Here is a 22990-nt window from a genome sequence, read left to right as displayed (position 1 = left end):
TACCTTTCTCACAAGGGTTTCGAAGAGTGGTTCAGCACCCGGGCGATGACGGCAAGCGCCTCGGGCTCGGTCATGCGCCAGTGCGTGGCCTGCACCGCATGGGTGTGCAGCACGCCGTCGATGGCGTCGGTCCAGCTCGCCACGCCGACCGCGCAGGTCGGATCGTCGAGGGCGGCGGCGAAGTACCGCAGCTCACCCTTGAAGCGCCGCGGCTGGTAGCTGCCGATCAGCGCCAGCGATTCGACACCGGTTCGCACCATCCGGCCCAGCCGATCCGCGCCCAATGAGGCGAACGGTTCGGGCAGTCCGGCCAGGCGTCCGGCCAGTTCCTCGGGCTCGAGCTCATCCGCACCCAGATCCACCTGTCCGGCGAGCAACCCGCCGAGCACTTCGGCCACCGGAATTCGCACCGGCCCGGTGGCCTCGGCATCGACATCCAGCGAGCTGTCCAGCATGGCCAGGGTCGGCACCTCCTCCCCCAGCGCCTGCAACTGGACCGCGACCGCGTGGGCCAGCACGCCACCCAACGACCAGCCGAGCAGGTGGTACGGCCCCTCCGGCTGGACCGCGCGGATCTCCCGCACGTAGCGGGCCGCCCACTCGTCGATGGAGGCCGGTAGCGGCACATCCGCGGCCAGGGTCGGCGACTGCAGGCCGTAGATCGGCCGATCGCCGTCCAGATGCGCGGCCAGTCCGGCGAACGACCAGGAGATACCGCCCACCGGGTGGATGCAGAACAGCGGATCGCCCGACCCGCCGGTGCGCAGCGGGAGCAGCACCTCGAATGCGCTGTCCGAGCCGAGACCGCCTGCGGCGCGGCCGAGTTCAGCGACCAACCCGGCGGGAGTGGGCGCACCGAACAACCAGTTCACCGGAATCCGGGCGCCGAGTACGGCGCTCAGGCGGGCGACCAACCGCACCGCGATCAGCGAGGTGCCGCCGAGCTCGAAGAAGTTGTCGTCCAAGCCGATTCGCTCGACCTGAAGCACTTCGGCGAAGACGGCGCAGACGGAGATCTCCGACTCCGTTTCGGGAGCCCGGAATTCGCGTGCGGTGAAGACCGGCTCCGGCAGAGCCCGCCGATCCAGCTTGCCGCTCGCGTTGAGCGGATACTCCGCCAGCGCGATGATCATGGACGGCACCATGTAGGCGGGCAGGGTCCGCGCCACCGCGGTCCGCAATGCCGTGTCATCGATGCTCGCGCCGGGTGTCGGCACCGCGTAGCCCACCAGCTGATCTCCGAGGGCGGTCGGCACCACCAGCACCACGGTCTGACTGACTGTGGGCTGTGCGAGCAGCGCCGCCTCGATCTCACCGAGTTCGATGCGCTGGCCGCGGAACTTGACCTGGAAGTCGGTGCGGCCGATGTACTCCAGCACGCCCGCGGCACTCCAGCGCACCAGATCGCCGGTGCGGTACATACGCTCGCCGACCGCGAAGGGGTTGGCCATAAACCGATCCGAGGTGAGATCGGGCCGCCGCACATAACCTCGGGCCAGCTGGTCACCGGCCAGGTAGAGCTCACCCGGCACCCCGGCGGGCACCGGCCGCAGCCGAGCGTCCAGCACGTACACCCGGCTGTTCCACTGCGGCAGGCCGATCGGCACGGTGCGGGTGTCGCCGCCGTCCGCCGGCCAATACGTGATCGAGACCGCGGCCTCGGTCGGACCGTACAGGTTGTGCACCCGCACGCCGGCACCGAGCGCGAGTGTGGCGGTCACCGTCTCGGGCGGCAGCGCCTCACCGATGACGAAGACCTCACGCAGCGTCCGCAGGCTCGCGGCGGGTGTATGCGCGGCGAACACCGTCAGCATGGACGGCACGAAGTCAGTCATCGTGACCTGTTGGGCCGCCATGGTTTCCGCGAGATACGCGGGATCGCGATGCCCGTCGTGGGTGGCTACCACCAGGGTGGCCCCCGCCCGCAGGGTCATGAAGATTCCCCACAGCGAGACGTCGAAGGTGGTGGCGGTCTTGAGCAGATACACATCCGCGGCCACCATCGGGTACTCGGCGAGCATCCACTCGATCTGATTGTGGATGGCGCCGTGCGAGACACCCACGCCCTTCGGCTTGCCGGTGGAGCCGGAGGTGAAGATGGCGTAGGCCAGGTTCTCCGCCGTGACCGGCCGCAGCAACTCCGCCGGGCGCACCGATTCGACCGAGAAATGTTCCAGTACAAGCGCATCCAGATGCAGGACCGGCATATCCCCGGACACCTCGACCGCATCGGCCGTGGTGGTCAGGACGCATACCGGCTGTGCGGTCTCGAGGATGTGCTCGATGCGATCGGCCGGATGATCCGGATCCAGCGGCACATACGCGCCGCCCGCCGTCAGGATGGCGTAGATCCCGACGAGCAGGTCCGGCGAACGCCGAATGCACAGGCCCACCAGTGATTCCGCGCCCACACCCTGCTCGATGAGCAGGCGCGCGAGCCGATTCACCCGGGCGTCGAACTCCCCGTAGGTGAGTGCGGTGCCCTCGTAGACCAGTGCGGTGGCCTCCGGGTGCGCCGCCGCGGCGGCACGATAGCCGTCGAGCAGCAGGCCGGGCGCGACCGGATGCCGAGTTTCGTTCCGGTCCAGTAGGACTCGCTCCAGCTCGGCCGGGTCCAGCAGTTCGATATCACCCACCGGGCGGCTGGTGTGCGCGGCGACCGCGGCCAGCAGCCTGCCGAGTCTGGCATTGAAACCCGCCGCGGTGGCGTCGTCGAACAGGTCGTCCGCGTACACCAGGTCACCCGCGATTCCGGCCGGGGTGCCATCCGCCTCGTACCCGTCGGACAGGATCCAGTGCAGGTCGAGCTGCGCCGCGACATTGTCGAAGTCGACGTCCGAGACGGTCAGCCCGGGCAGTTCGAACCGGGTGGGCGCGAGATTCTGGAAGGACAGACCGATCTGGAAGAGCGGATTGCGCGCCGTGGACCGGACCGGGTTGAGCACCTCGACCAATCGCTCGAACGGTACGTCGGCATGGGCGAAGGCCTGGATATCGGTCTCGCGCTGCCGGGCGAGCAGTTCGGTGAAGGCGGCCGCCGCGTCGACCTCGGTGCGGAACACCAGGGTGTTGGCGAACATGCCGACCAGATCGTCCAGCGCGGCCTCACCGCGGCCGGCGATCGGAGTGCCGATGGCGATATCGCTGGTTCCGGAGAGTCGTGCGAGCAACACCGCGATGGCGGTGTGCACGACCATGAACAGCGTCGCGCCCTCGGCCCGGGCCAATTCGACCAGCGCCCGGTGGGTTTCGGCATCGATCCGCAGACCGGTCTTGCCGCCGGTGAACGACTGCACCGCGGGGCGCGGCCGATCGAACGGGAGATCGAGCTGATCGGGCAGCCCCGCCAGCGCGGACTTCCAGTAGTCGACCTGCGTGGCGGCGACCGATTCCGGATCGCTCTCGGCGCCGAGTACCTCGCGCTGCCAGATCGCGTAGTCGGCGTACTGCACCGGCAATGCGGACCAGCCGGGCTCGGCGCTCTGGGACCGGGCCGCGTAGGCGGTCATGAGATCCCGGGTGAGCGGGCCCATCGAGGAGCCGTCGCCGGAGATGTGATGCACGACCATGGCCAGCACGTAATCGGTTCCGGCGCCGTCGATATCGAGCAGGGTCACCCGCATGGGCACCTGCACGGTGACATCGAAGGCGATCCGGGCCAGCTCACCCAGCGCGGCCTCCAGACCGGCGGCGGAGACGGTGCGGAGCTCCAACTCCGGTGTCGCCTGCGCCGGGGCCAGCACCACCTGCACGGGTCGAGCCTGCTCGGACTCCCCCGCGAGCGGATAGACGGTACGCAGAATCTCGTGGCGGGCAACCACATCGGCGATGGCGGCACGCAGCGCATCCACATCGAGCGCACCGGACAACCGGACTGCGATGGGCACGTTGTAGGCCGCGGAGGTGGTGTCGAACTGGTTCAGGAACCACATGCGCTGCTGCGCCGGGGAGAGCGGAATGAACTCCGGGCGCGGCTGTGCGACAAGGGCTTTACGATCTCCGGCACCCGCCTGCCGGGCGACCCTGGCGGCGAGTCCGGCGACGGTGGACGCCTCGAACAGGGTACGCACCGGAACGCGGGCGTCCAGGGCCGCACCGAGACGCGCCGCGACCTGCGTGGCCAACAGCGAATTACCACCCAGAGCGAAGAAATCGTCATCCGCGCCCACCCGCTCGGTACCCAGCACCTCGGTGAACACGCCCGCCACGATCTCCTCGATCGGGGTGGACGGCGCACGGAACGCCGTGGTCTCGAACTCGGGCTCCGGCAACGCCTTTCGATCCAACTTGCCGTTCACATTCAACGGCAGCGCGGCCAGCACCACGAACGCCGACGGCACCATGTACGACGGCAGACCCGCCCCCAGCACCGCCTTGGCATGCGAGACCTCAACGCCCGCAGCCGGATCGGACGGCACCAGGTAGGCGACCAGACGGTCACCGGTGCGCTGATCCGACTTCGCGACAACCGCGACCTGCGCGATCTCCGGCATCGCCAGCAGCGCCGCCTCGATCTCACCGAGCTCGATACGGAAACCACGAATCTTCACCTGGAAGTCCGTACGACCCCGATACTCGAGCTCACCATTGCCCGCCCAGGCGACGAGGTCACCGGTGCGGTACATACGCTCGCCGATGGCGAACGGGTTGGCCACGAAACGATCCGCGGTCAGGTCACTGCGACCGTGGTAACCGCGCGCCAACTGCGCACCCGCCAGATACAGCTCACCCGAGACACCCGCGGGCACCGGGCGCAGCCGTGCGTCGAGCACATACACCCGGCTGTTCCATTCGGGCGAACCGATCGAGACGGATACGACATCCGCCTCGGTCACCCGGTGATTCGTGATCGAGACCGCGGCTTCGGTCGGCCCGTAGAGGTTGAACAGTTCGGTGCGCGGACGTTCCCGCAGTACCCGCTGCGCGAGCGCGCCCGGCAGTGCCTCGCCGATGGCCAGGATACGCCACAGCGAATCCGGCAGACCGTCCGCCAGCAGCGCGTCCAGCATGGACGGCACCGCGTGCAGGGTGGTCACCCACTCCTGGGCCATGAGCTCGTTCAGGTACGCCGGATCCTTGTGACCACCGGGCACCGCGATGACCAGGCGGCCACCGCAGGCCACCGCGGACCAGAACTCCCACACCGAGAGGTCGAAGGTCGCGGCGGTCTTGAGCAGCACCGCATCGGCCGGATCGAGCCCGAATTCGGTGACCTTCCACAGCAACTGGTTCACCACCGCCGAGTGCGGCAGCGCCACACCCTTCGGACGACCGGTCGAACCGGAGGTGAAGATCACGTAGGCGGTGTTCGAAGGACGCAGCGGCGCAAGGCGATCCGCGTCGGAGACCGGCGCGGTCGCGACCGTGTCGAGCTCGAGCTCATCGATGAACACCAGCGGCGCGGCCTCGGTCGAGAACGCCGTCGCGGTGGTGGTGAGCACGCAGACCGGCGCGGCGGTACCGAGGATGTAGTCGGTGCGCTCGGCGGGCTGATCCGGATCGATCGGAACGTATGCGCCACCGGCGACCGCGACCGCGTACATGGCGACCACCAGATCCACCGAACGCCGCAGCCCGAGGGCGACCCGGGACTCCGGACCGACACCGATCGAGATCAGATGGCGGGCAAGACGATTCACCCGGGCACCCAATTCGGCGTAGGTCAATTCGACCCGGCCGTCGGCGGTATCGGCGATGAGCGCGGCCTCCTTCGGCGCGCTCGCCACACTCCGATCCAGCAGGGTGGCCAGGGTCGCCTCGATCTCCACCGGTTCCGCGGTGTCGTTCCAGGTCTCCAGGATCCGAGTCCGTTCGGCCGGAGCCAACAGCTCCAGCTCTCCGACCGGCAACGCGGGGGTGGCGGTCACCGCGGTCAGCACCCGCTGGAAACGCTCGGCGAATCCGGCGGCCGTGGCCGCGTCGAACAGCGCGGTCGCATAGGTGAGCGAGACCGCCAGACCGGCCGGGGAGCCGTCCGCGTGATAGCGGTCCACGACCACCAGGTGCAGATCGAACTGCGAGATGGCGGAGTCGAAATCGACCGCGCCGACCCGCAATCCGTCCAGTTCGAAGGTGGCGGCCTCGGTGTTGTTGAACGAGAAGCCGACCTGGAACAGCGGATGCCGAGCGGTGGAGCGGACCGGGTTGAGCACCTCGACCAGCCGCTCGAACGGTACGTCGGCGTGTGAGAAGGCGGCCAGATCGTGTTCGCGTACTCGGCGCAGCAGGGCGGAGAAATCGGCCGCGGGGTCGATCTCGGCGCGCAGCACCAGGGTGTTGACGAACATGCCGACCAGATCGTCGAGCGCGTCCGCACCACGACCCGCCACCGGCGTGCCGACCGCGATATCGGCGCTGCCCGACAGGCGGGACAGCAGCAGTGCGAAGGCGGCGTGCACCACCATGAACAGGGTCGCGCCCTCGGCGCGGCCCAGCTCGGCCAGCTGGGCGTGCAGTCCGGCGGCCACGGCGAAGTTGATCTCGTCACCGACGGTGGAGGCCACCGCGGGGCGGGGGCGATCCAGCGGCAGCTCCAGCTGATCCGGAATCCCGGCCAGCGCCTCGGTCCAGTACGTCAACTGCTGGGACAGCAGCGAATTCGCGTCGTCCTCGGAGCCGAGCCGATCCCGCTGCCAGAGTGCGTAATCGGCGTACTGCACCGGCAGCGGTGTCCAGCCGGGCGCGCTGCCCGCGTGCCGAGCGGCGTAAGCGGCCATGACATCGCGGGCCAGCGGCGCCATGGAGGCACCGTCCGCGACGATATGGTGCACGGCCACCACCAGGACGTATTCATCCTCGGTGCCCGAGGGCTGATAAAGCGCCGCGCGCAGCGGTACCGCCGCCGTGACGTCGAAGCCTTCGGAGACGAATTCCGTTACCGTGCTGAGCAATTCGCTCGCCTCGACCGGAATCGGCCGCAGCCGGGGCGGTCGGGCCTCGGCAATCGGCAGGATCACCTGTACCGGACCGGATGCGGTGAGCGGGTACACCGTCCGCAGCACCTCGTGCCGGGCCACCACATCGGTGAAGGCGGCATCGAGGGCGGCAGTATCCAATGCGCCGTTCAACCGAATGGCAAGCGGCATATTGTAAGCCGCCGATTCGCCGTCGAACCGGTTCAGGAACCACATGCGCTGCTGTGCCAGTGAGAGCGGCACCGCACCGGTCTCCCGGCGCGGGGCCAGCACCGGCCCCGAGGCGACGGGCTCGCCGTCGACGGCGAGGGCGGCGGCGAGGGCGGCCACGGTCGGGTGTTCGAAGACGGTCCGCATGGCAACCGCTGCGCCGAGCCGGGCCGAGAGCCGGGCCGAGAGCTTCACCGCGCTCAGCGAATTGCCGCCGAGAGCGAAGAAGTCGTCGTCCAGGCCGACCGGATCGGTGGCGCCGAGCAGTTCGGCCATGGTGGCCGCGACCACGAGTTCGGCGGCGGTGACCGGGGCCCGGAACTCGGCGGTGCGGAATACCGGCTCCGGCAGTGCCTTGCGATCCAGTTTGGCCGTCGGGGTGAGCGGAATGGCGTCGATGACCATGACGACGGCGGGGACCATATAGGCGATGAGCGAACGGCCCGCGAAGCTTCGCAGCTCCTCGACATCCACGGTGTGGTCCGGTGCGGGCACCACATAGGAGACCAGCGACACCTCACCGGAGCGTCCGGTGTGGCCGATGGTGACAGCGAAGTCGACGCTCTCGTGGGTGGTTAGCACCGTATCGATCTCGCCCAGTTCGATGCGCAGGCCGCGCACCTTCACCTGATCGTCGGAGCGGCCCAGGTATTCGAGCACCGGATAGCTGATACCGCCGACCGAGCGGCGCACCCAGCGCACCAGATCGCCGGTGCGGTACAGGCGGCCGCCGGGCTCACCGAACGGGTCGGCGATGAAGCGGTCGGCGGTGATATCCGCGCGCCCGTGGTAGCCGCGCGCCAATCCCGGTCCGCGCAGGTACATTTCGCCGATGGCGCCGTCCGGCACCGGGCTCAGCCGGGAGTCCAGGACCACCGCGCCGAGGCCGTGCGCGAGTCCGCCCAGCACCACGCTGTCACCCGGCCGCAGCGGCGAGCTCATATGCGTGGTGATGGTGACCTCGGTCGGACCGTACGAGTTGTACAGATCGCGGCCGCCGGCCCAGCGCTCCACCAGCTCCGGGCCGAAGCTCTCGCCGCCGACCGAGAGGTGGCGCAGTCCGCGCAACCGCTCCGGGTCCAGGGTCTGCAGGACGGACGGGGTGATGAGCGCGTGCGTGACCCGCTCGGTGTGGATGAGATCACTCATCTCGTCACCGCCGAAGACGTCGGCGGGCGCGATGACCAGCGCGGCGCCCACCGGCAGCGCCATCAACAGCTCCATCAGCGAGGCGTCGAAACTGGGTGAGGCACGGTGCAGTACGCGCGCCCGGGCCGTGGTCGGCGCATGCTCCTGGTGAATGGCGGCGACACCGGCGATACCGGCGTGGCTGACCACGACACCCTTGGGGCGGCCGGTGGAGCCGGAGGTGTACATCATCCAGGCGGCATTGCCGATACCTACCGGCCGCACCAGTTCGGCGGACTCGATCGGCTCCGCGCGGAGACCGAACAGGTCACGCGCCAATGCCTCGTCATCGAGGACGAGCCAGTTCGCCTGCGCCGGAAGCTGTTCCGCGTACGCGGAGAGCGTCAGACCGATGGTCGCACCGGAATCGGCGAGCATATAGGCGATCCGCTCGGCCGGGTAGGTGGGGTCGACCGGCAGGAAGGCCGCGCCGGTCTTGGCCACCGCCCACAGCGCCACCATGGAGTCGATCGAGCGCGGCACCGCGACGGCGACGAAATCCTCGGCGCCGACGCCGTATCCGATGAGCAGACGGGCCAGGCGCGAGGAGCGCTCGTCCAGCTGCCGGTAGCTCAGCGCGCCATCCCGCGAGATGAGCGCCGTCGCTTCGGGATCCAACTCGACCGCGGCCCGCATGACCTCGGCGAGGGTGCGCGGCGGCAGGGCTCGCGGTCCGCGCCGGGCCAGCAGTTCGGCGCGCTCGACCGGGGCCAGCAGTTCGATCTCACCGATGGTCACCGCCGGATCGGCGGTGACCGCGCCGAGCACGCGGCCGAAGCGGCGCAGCAGATCCGCCGCGGTCGCCTCGTCGTACAGGTCGGTGGCGTAGGTGAGTTCGACGATCAGGTGGCCGTCATCGTCGAGTTCGTCGCCGATGGAGAAGGTGAGATCGAATTTGGCGACGGTGTCGTCGAATTCGACGTTCTCCAGGACCAGGCCGGGTACGCCGTGCGTGTCGCCGTCGAGGTTCAGGTAGTTCAGGCTGACCGTGAACAGCGGATGCCGGGACTGATTGGATTCGATGCCGAGTTCGTTCACCACGCGTTCGAACGGCACCGTGGCATTGGCGAACGCGGCCAGATCCACGGTCCGGCTCTCGGCCAGCAGGTCCGCGAAGGAGCGGTCCAGGGCCGGTCGGGTGCGCAGCGCCAGGGTGTTGACGAACATGCCGACCAGATCGTCCAGGGCGGCCGCGCCGCGCCCGGCAACCGGGGTGCCGATGGCGATGTCCTCGGTACCCGAAAGCCGGGCCAGCAGCACCGCCAGGGCGGCGTGGAACACCATGAACGGCGTCGCGCTGTGCCGCTTGGCGACCTCACGCACCCGCTCGCCGACATCGCCGCCGATACGGCCGCGCACCACGGCTCCCCGGTACGAGGAGACGGCGGGGCGGGGACGGTCGGTGCGCAGCGGGAGCTCGTCGGCCAGACCGGTGAGCTGTTCGCGCCAGTACGAGAGTTCCGGTGCGGCAACGGTATCCAGCACATCGTGCTGCCACAGCGTGTAGTCGGCGTACTGCACCGCGAGCGGGGCCCACTGCGGTGCCGAGCCGGAGGTCCGGGCCAGGTAGGCCAGGATCACATCGCGCAGCAGCGGATCCATGGAGGCGCCGTCACCGGCGATGTGGTGCAGCACCGCGACCAGCACCGTACTGCTCTCGGATTCGCGCAGCAGCACCGCGCGCAGCGGCAGCTCGGTGGTGACATCGAAACCGGTGGAACCGAATTCGTAGATGCGCGGCAGCACCGAACCCTTGACCAGCTCGACCGGCAGCTCGATCGCGGTACCGGCGGGCAGGATCACCTGGTGGCCCTCACCCTCGGCATCCATCGGGTAGATGGTGCGCAGCACCTCGTGCCGGGCCATCACATCGGTGAGTGCGGCGCGCAGCGCGGGCACATCGAGATCGCCCATGAGCCGCACGGCCGCCGGGATGTTGTAGGCGGCGGACTCCGGATCGAGGCGGTTGAGCAGCCAGATCCGAGTCTGCGCCAGCGACAACGGGATTCGCTCCGGTCGCGGCCGCACCTCGAGCGCCGGAAGCATACGCCCGGCGCTACCGGTCACCCGGACGGCGAGCCCGGCCACGGTCGGGGCCTCGAAGATCTCACGGACGCCGATCTCGCAGCCGAAGGCCGCGTTGACCCGTGCCACCAGGCGCATGGCCAGCAGCGAGTTGCCGCCACGATCGAAGAAATCGTCATCCGCGCCGATCGGATCGCCGCCGAGCAGATCGTGCACCAGCTCGGCCAGCATCGACTCGGCGCCTTCCCGCGGAGCACGGAAAGCGGTTGCGGCAGCCGTGAATTCGACCGGAGGCAGCGCCTTGCGGTCCAGCTTGCCGACGCTGGTGCGCGGCATATCGTCGAGCACCACCAGGTGCGCGGGCACCATGTAGACCGGGAGCAGCTCGCGCACCTGCGCCAGTACGGCTTCGGCGGACAGGCCCGGACCCGAGACATAGCCGACCAGCGCGTCGGTCCCGGCGGAGTCCTTGGCCAGCAGCACCGCGGCATTGGCCACCCCGTCGGCCGCCAGCAGCGCCGCCTCGATCTCGCCGAGTTCGATGCGCTGACCGCGCAGCTTCACCTGGAAATCATTGCGGCCCAGGTAGACCAGATCGCCGGTGCGGTTCCAGCGGACCAGATCGCCGGTGCGGTACATGCGGGCGCCGGGCACGCCGAACGGGTCGGCGATGAAGCGTTCCGCACTGAGCGCGCCGCGCCCCTGATAGCCGCGGGCCAGCTGATCACCGGCCAGGTACAGCTCGCCGATGACACCGGTCGGCACCGGCCGCAGCCGCGAGTCCAGCACATACGCGCGGGTGTTCCAGTTGGGCCGGCCGATCGCGACCTCGTAATCCGGGTCCGCATCGGTGAATTCGTGGTAAATGGTCGAGACCGCGGCCTCGGTGGGGCCGTAGGCGTTGTGCACCGCACCACCCACGTATTCGCGCAGGGCCGAGAGCAATTCGGCGGGCAGCGCCTCACCACCGGTGTGCAGGTGGCGGAACGAGCCCAGGGCCGAACCCTGCCCCTCGGCGACCAGTGCGGCCAGCACCGACGGCACATGCTCGGCGATGGTGATGCCGTGCTCGCGCATCTTGCCGGCCAGATAGTCCAGATCCTGATGCCCGTCCGGCTTGAGCAGCACCAGCGGCGCACCGACCAGGGTGGGCAGGAAGCACTCCCACACCGAGACGTCGAACGACAGTGGCGCGCGCTGCATGATGCGGTCGGCCGCGGTCACGCCGTATCGGTGCTCGAGCCAGTACAGCTGATTGACGATGGCGTGATGGCTGGTCGCCACACCCTTGGGCAGACCGGTGGAGCCGGAGGTGAACAGCACATAGGCCAGGTTGTCCGGGCGCAGCGGCAGGATCCGCTCGGCATCGGAGACCGGGGTGGTCGCGTACTCCGCCAGGTCCAGCTCCGCGGTCGCCACGGTGCGCACACCGGTCAGCTCGGGCAGGGTCGCACCGTCGACGGCGAGTACCAGGCTCGTCTCGGCGGTGCCCAGGACATGAGCGAGGCGATCGGCCGGGTGCGCCGGGTCCACCGGCAGGTAGGCCGCACCGGCGGTGACGATGGCGTACAGCGCGATCACCATGTCGAAGCTGCGCTGCGCGGTGACGCCGACGATATCGTCCGGGCCGACGCCCTGTCCGATCAGCCAGCGCGCCAGGCCGTTCACCCGCGCGGCGAACTCGGCGTAGCTGAGCGTGGCGTCCTCGAGCACGAGGGCGGTCAAGTCCGGATCGACCGCGGCGCGGCGATCCAGCAGATCGGCGAGGGTTTCGCGCGGAACGATCCGGGCGGTGGCATTGCGATCGGAGAGCACCACACCACGTTCGGCCACGGACATGAGCTCCACATCACCGGCGGCGATCCGCGGATCGGCGATCATGGCGCGCAGCACCCGCTCGTAGCGGATCAGGAATTCGCCGATGGTGTTCTCGTCGAACAGATCCAGCGCGTAGTGCACGTGCACGTCGATACCGGCGGGCACACCGTCGGTGTAGTGATCGTGCATGGTCCAGTCCATATCGAACTGGATGGGCGGCACTCCGGCATCGAGTCCGGAGATGGCCAGGCGCTGCAGGCGGAACTCCGGCTTGGCATGGTTCTGCAGGGTGAACGCGACCTGATAGACCGGCGAATGCGCCTGGGAGCGCACCGGATTCAACGCGTCGACCAGTGCCTCGAAGGGCAGGGCGGCATGATCGAAGGCCGCCAGATCGGTGTCACGCACCTGGGCGAGCAGCTCGGCCAGCGCGGCGCCCGGGCGAATATCGCTGCGCAGCACCAGGGTATTGACGAACATGCCGACCAGATCGTCCAACTCCTGCTGACCGCGGCCCGCGACCGGGGTGCCGATGACGATGTCCGAGGTGCCGGAGAGCCGGGCCAACAGCACCGCCAGCGCGGTGTGCAGCACCATGAACGGGGTCACCCGGTGCTCGGCCGCGAATTCCATGATTTCCGAGTGCAATTCGGCGTCCAGGGTGCCGAGCAGCGCCGCACCGCGGTTACTGGCCACCGCCGGGCGGGGCCGATCCGAGGGCAGGGTGAGCAGCTCCGGCGCACCCTCCAGGCGACGCTTCCAGAAGCGCAGCTGCCGGGCCAGCACCGAGTCCTCATCGGCGACGGTGCCGAGCGAATCACGCTGCCAGATGGCGAAATCCGCGTACTGCACCGGCGGGACGCCGAGATTGGGGACGGTATTCGCGCAGCGCGCCACATACGCCTTGGCCAGGTCGCGGGTCAGCGGCGCGAAGGACCAGCCGTCCGCGGCGATATGGTGCACCACGAACAGCAGGATGTGGGTGTGCGGGTGTTCGTCGGCGAGCTCCAGCAGCCGCACCCGGATGGGCACCTCCACGGTGACGTCGAAGACGGTCGCCGAGACCGACTCCACCAGTGCGGGCAGTTCGGCGGCGGAGATGGTCTCGGGCTCGAGCTCCACCAGATGCGTGCCGGCGGGCAGGATCAGCTGGGTGGCCTCACCGTCGCGCTCCGGATACAGGGTGCGCAGGGTTTCGTGCCGGTTGATCACATCGGCGATGGCGGCCCGCAGCGCGGGCACATTCAACGCACCGGTCAGGCGCAGCGCGAACGGGATGTTGTACCCACCGCTCCTGGCGTCGAAGCGGTTCAGGAACCACATGCGCTGCTGGGCGATGGAGAGCGGAATGCGCTCCGCGCGTTGCTGCGAAACCAGCGGGGGCAGCGGCAGATTCGCGTCGGCGTCATTGGCCAGCGTGGTGACCCGCGCCGCGAGTTCACGCACGGTGGCGGCGTCGAAAACCGTTCGCACGGGGACCGGGGTCCCGAGTGCCTTGGTGAGACGTGCGGCGAGCTGGGTGGCGATGAGCGAATTGCCGCCCAGGGCGAAGAAGTCATCGGCCGCGCCGACGCGCTGGACGCCGAGCAGATCGGCGAAGGTCGCGGCCACCAGGGCCTCGGTCTCACCGACGGTGGCCTGGAAGGCGGCCGCGGTGAACTCGGGGGCGGGCAGTGCGCCACGATCCAGCTTGCCGTTGGCGCTGAGCGGGAAGGCGTCCAGGACCACGAAGGCGGCCGGGACCATATAGGACGGGAGCCGGTTCGCGAGTTCGGTCCGCAGCTCGGCGATATCGATCGGCCCGCTCGCGGGGATCACATAGCCGACCAGCTGCTCACCGGTGTGCGCGTCCGAGCGCAGCACCACGACCGCCTGGGAGACCGTGGCATACGCGGTGAGCGCGGCCTCGATCTCGCCGAGTTCGATGCGCAGACCGCGCAGCTTGACCTGGAAGTCGGTGCGGCCCAGGTACTCCAGTTCGCCCTCGGCGGTCCAGACGACGAGGTCGCCGGTGCGGTACATGCGCTCGCCCGGGGTGAACGGATTGGCCACGAAACGGTCCGCGGAGAGATCGGGGCGGCCCAGATAGCCGCGGGCCAGCTGTTCACCGGCGAGGTAGAGCTCACCCGCCACGCCCGCACCCACCGGGTGCAGACGCGAATCCAGCACGTACACCTGGGTATTCCACACCGGAGCGCCGATCGGCACCGTCACGGTATCGGCATCGGTCACCTCGTGATAGGTGACGTCGACGGCCGCCTCGGTGGGACCGTACAGATTGTGCAGCGCCGCACCGGTGAGCCGGCGCAGGCCCTGTGCGGTCGACGCTGGCAGCGCCTCACCGGACGCGAAGACCATACGCAGTGACAGGCATTCGGCGGCGCCGTCCTCGGCGATGAAGACCGACAGCATGGACGGCACGAAATGCGCTGTGGTGACGCCTGCTTCGGCGATGATCCGCGCCAGGTAGGCGGGATCGCGATGCCCCTCGGGCTTGGCCAGCACCAGGCGGGCGCCGGTCAGCAAGGGCCAGAAGAACTCCCATACCGAGACGTCGAAGGTGGCCGGGGTCTTCTGCAGCACAACATCATCGGCGGTCAGGCCGTATTCGGACTGCATCCACACCAGACGGTTGACGATCGCCGAATGCGGCACGGCCACGCCCTTGGGGCGACCGGTGGAGCCGGAGGTGAAGATGACGTAGGCGGTATTGGCCGCCCGCAGCGGGCGACGGCGCTCGGCATCGACAACCGGCGCCGCCGACCAGCCGGACAGGTCCAGCAGATCGATGCGCACCTGCGCGGTGTCGATGGTGAGATCCTCACCCGAGGTCAGTACCGCGACGGGATCGGCGGTGGCGAGAATGTATTCGATGCGATCGACGGGCTGATCCGGATCCAACGGCACGTAAGCGCCGCCCGCGGTGAGTACGGCGTACATACCGACAACCAGATCCATCGAACGCCGCATACCCAGGGCGACAACGGAGTCCGGTCCGACCCCGTGCGAGATCAGGTGCCGGGCCAGCCGGTTCACCCGCTCGGAGAACTCGCCGTACGACAGTTCGGCGCCCTCGAAGCTCACCGCGGTGGCGTGCTCGGAACGCGTGGCCTGTGCCTCGAAGAGTGAAACCAGGTTGGGCGCGACACCTTCCAACCACAGGTCGGCCTCGGTGTCGTTCCACTCGCACAGCACCCGCTCGCGCTCGACGGTGTCCAGCAGCTCGACATCGCCGAGGCAGACGGCGGGATCGAGGGTGATCGCGGCGAGCACCAGCAGCAGGCGGCGCGCGAACGCGTCCGCGTAATCGGCATCGAAAAGGTCTGTGGCGTAGACGAGTTCGGCGTTCATCGCGGACTCGTCCAGACCGCCACCGAGGGAGAGCTGCAGATCGAACTTGGCGGCCTGCTGGTCGAGGCCGAGTTCGGCGACGCTCAGTCCGGGCAGCTCGAGCGCCGCGCCGCCCTGGTTCTGGAAGGACAGCATGACCTGGAATAGCGGATGGCGGGCCTGCGAGCGGGCCGGGTTCAGCACCTCGACCAGACGCTCGAACGGAACGTCGGCGTGCGCGAAGGCGGCGAGATCGCGCTCGCGCACCGTCTTCAGCAGATCGGTGAAGCTCGCGCCGGTGTCGACCCGCGTGCGCAGCACCAGGGTGTTGACGAACATGCCGATCAGATCGTCCAGGGCCTGTTCGCCGCGGCCGGCGACCGGAATGCCGACGGCGATGTCCTCGCTGCCGCTCAGGCGTGCCAGCAGAGCGGCGAACGCGCCGTGCACCACCATGAACAGCGTGGCGCCCTGTGCGCGCGCCACCCGGTGCAGCCCCGTCACCACTTCGGCGGGTACCTCGAAGCGGTGCGTACCGGCCCGCCGAGAGGCCACGGCCGGGCGCGGGCGGGCGGACAGGCGCAGCTCCTCCGGGAGGGCGGCGAGCGCCTCGCCCCAGTAACGGAGCTGGCGTGCGATGACGGAGTCGGGATCGGTCTCCGCGCCCAGCGCCTCGCGCTGCCACAGCGCGTAGTCCGCGTACTGCAGCGGCAGCGGAACCCACTGCGGCGCTTGCCCTTCCGCACGCGCGGCGTAGGCCGAAAGCACATCGCGGGCCAGCGGGCCGAGTGACCAGCCGTCACCGGAGATGTGGTGCATGACCAGCACCAGCACATGCTCGGTTCCGGACGGCAGGCTGAAAAGCGCCGCGCGAACGGGGATTTCGGCGGTTACATCGAAGGCGCCGCCGGCGAGATCGGCGATCCGCTCGTGCAGCTCATCCTCGGTGACCGCGATCGGAGCGAGATCGCCGATCGACTGCCCGGGCGGCAGCACGACCTGGACGCCGCGCCCCTGTTCGGTGGCCGGGTAGACGGTGCGCAGCACCTCGTGGCGGTCGATGACATCGCCGACCGCCAGGCGCAGCGCCGCGGTGTCGAGCGCACCGGTGGAGTCCGAGCGCAGGCGCACGGCGAGCGGGATATTGTCCACCGCCGACTCCGGATCGAAGCGGTTCAGGAACCACATGCGCTGCTGTGCCAGTGACAGCGGCAGCTCCGCCCGGCGCACACCGGCGATCAGCGGCGGGCGCTCGGCGGCGGTGCCCGCGCGGGATTCCAGCAGGGTCGCCAGCGCCGCGACGGTGCTCGCCTCGAAGAGGTCACGCACGCTCAACTCGGCGACGACGGCCGCCGCGAGCCGCGCGGTCACCTGGGTGGCCAGCAGTGAATTGCCGCCGAGCCCGAAGAAGTCGTCGTCCAGGCCGACGGTCTCCGCGCCGAGCACGGCGGCGAAGGTGCCCGCCACGATCTCCTGAACGGGGGTCACGGGGGCGCGGAAGACCTTGGCCTCGAAGACCGGAGGGGGCAGCTGCCTGCGATCCAGCTTGCCGGAGGCATTGAGCGGCATGGCATCCAGCAGTACGAAGGCGGCGGGCACCATATAGCCGGGCAGGACCGCGGCGAGCTCGGTACGAACCGCGTCGATCTCGATCGCGGCACCGGTCGCCACCAGGTACGCCACCAACTGTGCGCCCAGGCGCTCGTCCGAGTACACCACCACGACCGCCTGGCCGACGGAGTCCAGCGCGGTGAGCTTGGCCTCGATCTCGCCGAGCTCGATGCGCAGACCGCGCAGCTTCACCTGGAAGTCGGTGCGGCCCAGGTACTCCAGCTCCGCGCCGGTCCACTTCACCAGATCGCCGGTGCGGTACATGCGCGCACCGGGCTCGTACGGGTTGGCGACGAAGCGATCCGAGGTCAGGTCGGCACGCTCGAGATAACCGCGCGCCAGCTGATCCCCCGCCAGGTACAGCTCACCCGCGACACCGGGGGCGACGGGGTGCAGTCGTGCGTCCAGCACGTACACCCGGGTGTTCCAGACCGGGCGGCCGATCGGCACCGAGAGCGTATCCGCGGCCGTGACCTCGTGGTACGTCACATCGACAGCTGCCTCGGTGGGGCCGTACAGATTATGCAGCGCCGCACCGGTCAGGGCACGCAGCTCCTGTGCGGTGGAGGCGGGCAGCGCCTCACCCGAGGCGAAAACCTGTCGCAGCGAATCACATTCGGGCACGATTCCGTCCGGAGTTCCTGACCTGCCGGATTCGAGGTGTGCGACGAAGACCGAGAGCATCGACGGCACGAAATGCGCCGTGGTGATGCGCTCTTCGGCGATGAGCTGTGCGAGATAGGCCGGATCGCGATGACCGTCCGGCTTGGCCACGACCAGCTTCGCGCCGGTCTGCAAGGGCCAGAAGAACTCCCACACCGAGACGTCGAAGGTCGCCGGGGTCTTCTGCAGCACAGCGTCATTCGCATCGATCGGGTACTCGTGCTGCATCCACAGCAGACGATTCACGATGGCGGCGTGCGAGACCGCGACACCCTTGGGGCGGCCGGTGGAACCGGAGGTGAAGATGACATACGCGGTGTTCGAAGGCCGCAGCGGGGCAAGGCGTTCCGCATCGGTGATCGGGGTGTGGCGGTAGCCGTCCAGCTCCAGGGCGTCCACGGCCAGGACCGGGGTGAACCGGCTGGCGCGGAAGTCGTCGCGGCTCGAGGTCAGGATGACGATCGGGCGCGCGGTATCGAGCACGTACTCGATACGGTCGGCGGGCTGATCGGGATCCAGCGGGACATACGCCGCGCCGGACTCCAGCACCGCGTACATGGCGACGACGAGATCGATCGAGCGCCGGATGGCAAGGGCCACGGTGGTCTCGGGACCGACGCCCTGTGCGATGAGATGCCGGGCCAGGCGATGGACACGAGCGGAGAACTCGGCGTAGGACAGACCGGTCCCGTCGAAGCTGATCGCGGGTGCGTCGGCGCTGGTCAGTGCCTGGGCCTCGAACAGCGAAACCAGGTTCGCGGCAGTCTCTTCCGACCGACCGGCGGCGAGTTCGACGGCGCCGGTGTTCCATTCGCCCAGTACCCGGCGGCGCTCGTCGGCACGCAGCAGATCGATATCGCCGATCGGCGCCTCGGTCTCGTCGACCGCGGCGCGCAGCACCCACAGCAGGCGCTCGGCCAGCGCGGCGATCGTCGCGGCATCGAACAGATCTGTGGCGTAGGTGAATTCGGCGGCCAGGCCGTCGATACCCGGTACCTCGGAGAAGTTGAGCTGTAGGTCGACCTTGGCGGCGGCCACTTCCACCGGTAGGCCGGTGACATCGAGGCCGGGCAGCGCGAAGGTGGTGCTGCCGGTGTTCTGGAAGGAGAGCATCACCTGGAACAGCGGATGCCGGGCCTGTGAGCGTGCCGGATCGAGGATCTCGACGAGCCGCTCGAACGGCAGCTCGGCATGTCCGAAGGCGGCCAGATCGATGTCCTTGACCGCGGCCAGCAGTTCGGGGAAGGTCGCACCGGCATCGACCGGCGTGCGCAGCACCAGGGTGTTGACGAACATGCCGACCGCGTCGTCCAGCACCGCCTCGCCGCGGCCCGCCACCGGTGTGCCGATGGCGATATCGGGCTGACCGGAGAGTCGGGCGAGCAGGGCGGCGAACGCGGTGTGCACCACCATGAACAGGCTGACCCCGTGCTTGCGGCCCAATGCGTTCAGCTCGTCCAACAGCACCGTGTCGATCGAGAAGCCGTGCACGTCACCGCGGTAGGAGGCGACCGCCGGGCGCGGGCGATCCGTAGGCAGCTCCAGCTGATCCGGGAGTCCGGCCAGCGTCTTCGACCAGAATTCGGCCTGCTGCGCGATGACCGAGTCGGGATCCTCCTCGGCGCCGAGCACGGTGCGCTGCCACAGCGCGTAGTCGGCGTACTGCACGGCCAGCGGCGCCCAAGTTGGTGCGGCGCCGGCCGTGCGGGCGGCGTAGGCGGTCATGATGTCGCGGGCGAGCGGATGCACCGACCAACCGTCACCGGCGATGTGGTGCACCACGAGAGCCAGTACATGCGTGGGTGATTCGGCGTCGGTCACCTGGAAAAGCCTGGCGCGCGCGGGAACCCGCACCGTCACATCGAATCCGGCGAGTACCAGATCGCGGACGCGGCCGGTGATCTCCGCCTCGGTCACCCGTTCCGGACCCAGATCCGGCAGGCCCTGCCCGGCGGGCAGGATCACCTGCACGCCTTGGCCGTTCGCGTTCGCCGGGTAGATGGTGCGCAGTACCTCGTGCCGGTCCACCACATCGGCGACCGCCGCGAGCAGCGCCTCGGTATCGAGAGCACCGGTGAGCCGCACCGCCAGCGGGATATTGTCCACCACGGAGTCGGTGTCGAACCGGTTCAGGAACCACATGCGGCGCTGGGCCAGCGAGAGCGGGATCTCGTCCGGGCGCGGGCCCGCCACCAGTGCGGGCCGGGCGCCCTCACCGGCATGTTCACCGGCGTAGGCGGCGAGCTCGGCGACCGTACTGTGCTCGAAGAGCGTCCGCAGTGGCACCTGGGTGTCCAGGGCCGCGCCGAGCCGGGCCACCAGTCGGGTGGCGATGAGCGAGTTGCCGCCGAGTTCGAAGAAGTCGTCTCCGGCGCCGACCGGCGCCCGCAGGCCGAGTACCTCGCCGAAGATGCGGGCGACGACCCGCTCGCTCCGGGTGGCGGGGGCCTGGAAGGAGCGCGATGCGGTGACCGGGGCGGGCAGCGCGAGACGATCCAGCTTGCCGGAGGCGTTGAGCGGCAACGCGTCCAGCACCACGAAGGCCGCGGGCACCATGTAGGCGGGCAACCGCTGATCGAGGGCGAGCTTCAGCAGATCGATCTCGATGCGGGCCGTGGCCTCGGGCACCAGGTAGGCGACCAGGCGATCACCGGCGCCGGTGTCGTCGCGCACCACCACCACGGCCTGAGCGATGGAATCCTGTGCGGTGAGCGCGGATTCGATCTCGCCGAGCTCGATGCGCAGACCGCGCAGCTTCACCTGGAAGTCGGTGCGGCCCAGGTACTCCAGTTCGCCCTCGGCGGTCCAGACGACGAGGTCGCCGGTGCGGTACATGCGCGCGCCGGGGGTGAACGGATTGGCGATGAAGCGATCCGAGGTCAGGTCGGGGCGCATCGCGTACGCGGTGGCCAGCTGCGCTCCGGCCAGGTAGAGCTCGCCGGGCACGCCGACGGGAACGGGACGCAGTCGAGCGTCGAGCACATAGAGCTGGGTGTTGTAGACCGGTGCGCCGATGGGCACCGAGTGGGTATCGGCATCGGTCACCTCGTGGAAGGTCACATCGACCGCGGCCTCGGTGGGACCGTACAGATTGTGCAGGGCGGCGCCGGTCAGGACGCGCAGCTGCTGTGCGGTCGGGGCGGGCAGCGCCTCACCCGAGGCGAAAACCTGTCGCAGCGAACCACATTCGGCGGCCTTGGGCTCAGCGACGAAGACCGCCAGCATGGACGGCACGAAATGCGCGGTGGTGACACCGCGCTCGCCGATGAGCTCGGCCAGATACGCCGGATCGCGATGCCCGTCCGGCTTGGCCACGACCAGCTTCGCGCCGATTTGCAAGGGCCAGAAGAACTCCCACACCGAGACGTCGAAGGTGGCGGGGGTCTTCTGCAGTACGACATCGGCGGAGGTCAGACCGTACCGCGCCTGCATCCAGACCAGCCGGTTGACGATGGCGGCGTGCGAGACCGCGACGCCCTTGGGGCGGCCGGTCGAACCGGAGGTGAAGATGATGTAGGCGGTGTTCGACGGCCGCGACGCGGCGACCCGATCGGTATCGCGCAGTGGGGCATCGGAGTAGGCGGACAGGTCGAGCCGATCGAGCCGAACCTGCTGTGCCCCGGCCTCATCCAGATCCTGACCGGAGGTGAGTACGCAGACCGGCCGCGCCGTCTCGATGATGTAGCGGGTGCGGTCGGCGGGGTGGTCCGGGTCCAGCGGGACGTACGCGCCACCGGCTGCGATGACCGCGTACATGCCGATCACCAGGTCGAGGGAGCGGCGCATGCCCAGGGCGACCGCGGATTCCGCCCCCACGCCCTGGTCGACCAGGTAGCGGGCCAGGCGGTGCACGCTCGCGGCGAACTCGGCGTAGGACAGAGCTGTCCCGTCGAACTCGATGGCGGTTGCGTCGGGGCTGGTCAGCGCCTGTGCCTCGAAGAGGGAGACCAGCGTGGCGGTCGCGTCGACCGGTGCGGCGGTGTCATTCCAGCGGCGTAGAACCAACTCCTGCTCGGCGGCTTCGAGCAGCTCGATATCACCGATGCGTACCTCGGCGTCGGCCGCGACGGCCGCCAGGACACGGGACAGCCGGGTGGTGAGGGCGGTCGCGGTGGCCCGGTCGAAGAGTTCGGCGGCGTAGCGCAGGCTGGCGGTCAGTCGGTTGTCCACAGTCGTGTTGACGACCAGTTGGAGATCGAACTTCGCGACCGTATCCGGAAGTTCGATCGGCGTCACGGTCAGGCCCGGCAACTTGAATTCCATTGCCTCACCGCGGTCTTCACCGAAGCTGAGCATGACCTGGAAGAGCGGGTGCGCACCGGTCGAGCGATCCACCACCAGATCGTCGACGAGACGTTCGAAGGGGAGATCGGCATTGGCGAAGGCGGCCAGGTCGGTGTCGCGGGCACGGGCGAGCAGATCGGTGAACGGGGCGGCGGGGTCGACCTCGGTGCGCAGCACCAGGGTGTTGACGAACATGCCGATGAGGGCGTCCAGCTCGCGTTCACCACGGCCGCCGACCGGAGTGCCGATGGCTATATCACCGGTACCCGAGAGGCGGGCCAGGGTGGCGGCGAAGGCGGCGTGCACCACCATGAAGAGCGTGGCCTGGGTACGGCGCGCCAGCTCGCGCAGGTCGGTGAGAACCTCGCTGCCGATGGTGAAATCGACTGTGCCGCCGCTGTTATCCGGCTGCGCGGGGCGCGGGCGATCGGCGGGCAGGGCCAGCTGGGCCGGGAGTCCGGCGAGGGTGTCACGCCAGAATTCGAGCTGCTGATGGGCCAGGTCGCCGGGATTGGTATCCGAGCCGAGCAGGGCGCGCTGCCAGAGGCTGTAGTCGGCGTACTGGATGGCCAGGGGCTCCCAGTCGGGGGCCGAGCCGCCGAGCCGAGCGGTGTAGGCGCGCACCAGATCGGCGACCAGCGGCCCCATCGAGAGGGCATCGCCGGTGATGTGGTGCAGGACCATGACCAGCACGTACTCATCGGAGTCGAAGGGCGCGTCGGCCCCGCGATCGACCACCAAAAGCGCGATGCGCGAGGGCAATTCGCGCACCACATCGAACGGGGCCTGGGCGATGGCGGTGACCGCCGCGACGATCTCGGACTCCTGTACCGGCACCGGGTTCAGGGTGAGGCCGACATCGACGGGGTCGAGGGTCTTCTGGTACGGGCCGAATTCGGTATCCGGGTAGTAGGTGCGCAGTGACTCGTGGCGGGCGAGCACGTCCA

1 protein-coding gene (running past one end of the window) is annotated in these 22990 nt (G+C 69.1%); it reads right to left on the bottom strand.

From position 1 onward, the window contains the following. Positions 1-8: 8 nt before the first annotated feature. On the bottom strand, positions 9-22990 hold the 3' portion of the coding sequence (locus tag OHB26_RS15070; protein ID WP_330184785.1) for a non-ribosomal peptide synthase/polyketide synthase. The gene runs 5584 nt beyond the window's last position; the window shows 22982 of its 28566 coding nt (coding positions 5585-28566); the start codon falls outside the window, past its right edge — the gene reads right to left on this strand; the stop codon is at positions 9-11.

This window comes from Nocardia sp. NBC_01503 (assembly GCF_036327755.1).
GTDB lineage: Bacteria > Actinomycetota > Actinomycetes > Mycobacteriales > Mycobacteriaceae > Nocardia.
This window is presented reverse-complemented; position numbering and strand designations above follow the sequence as displayed.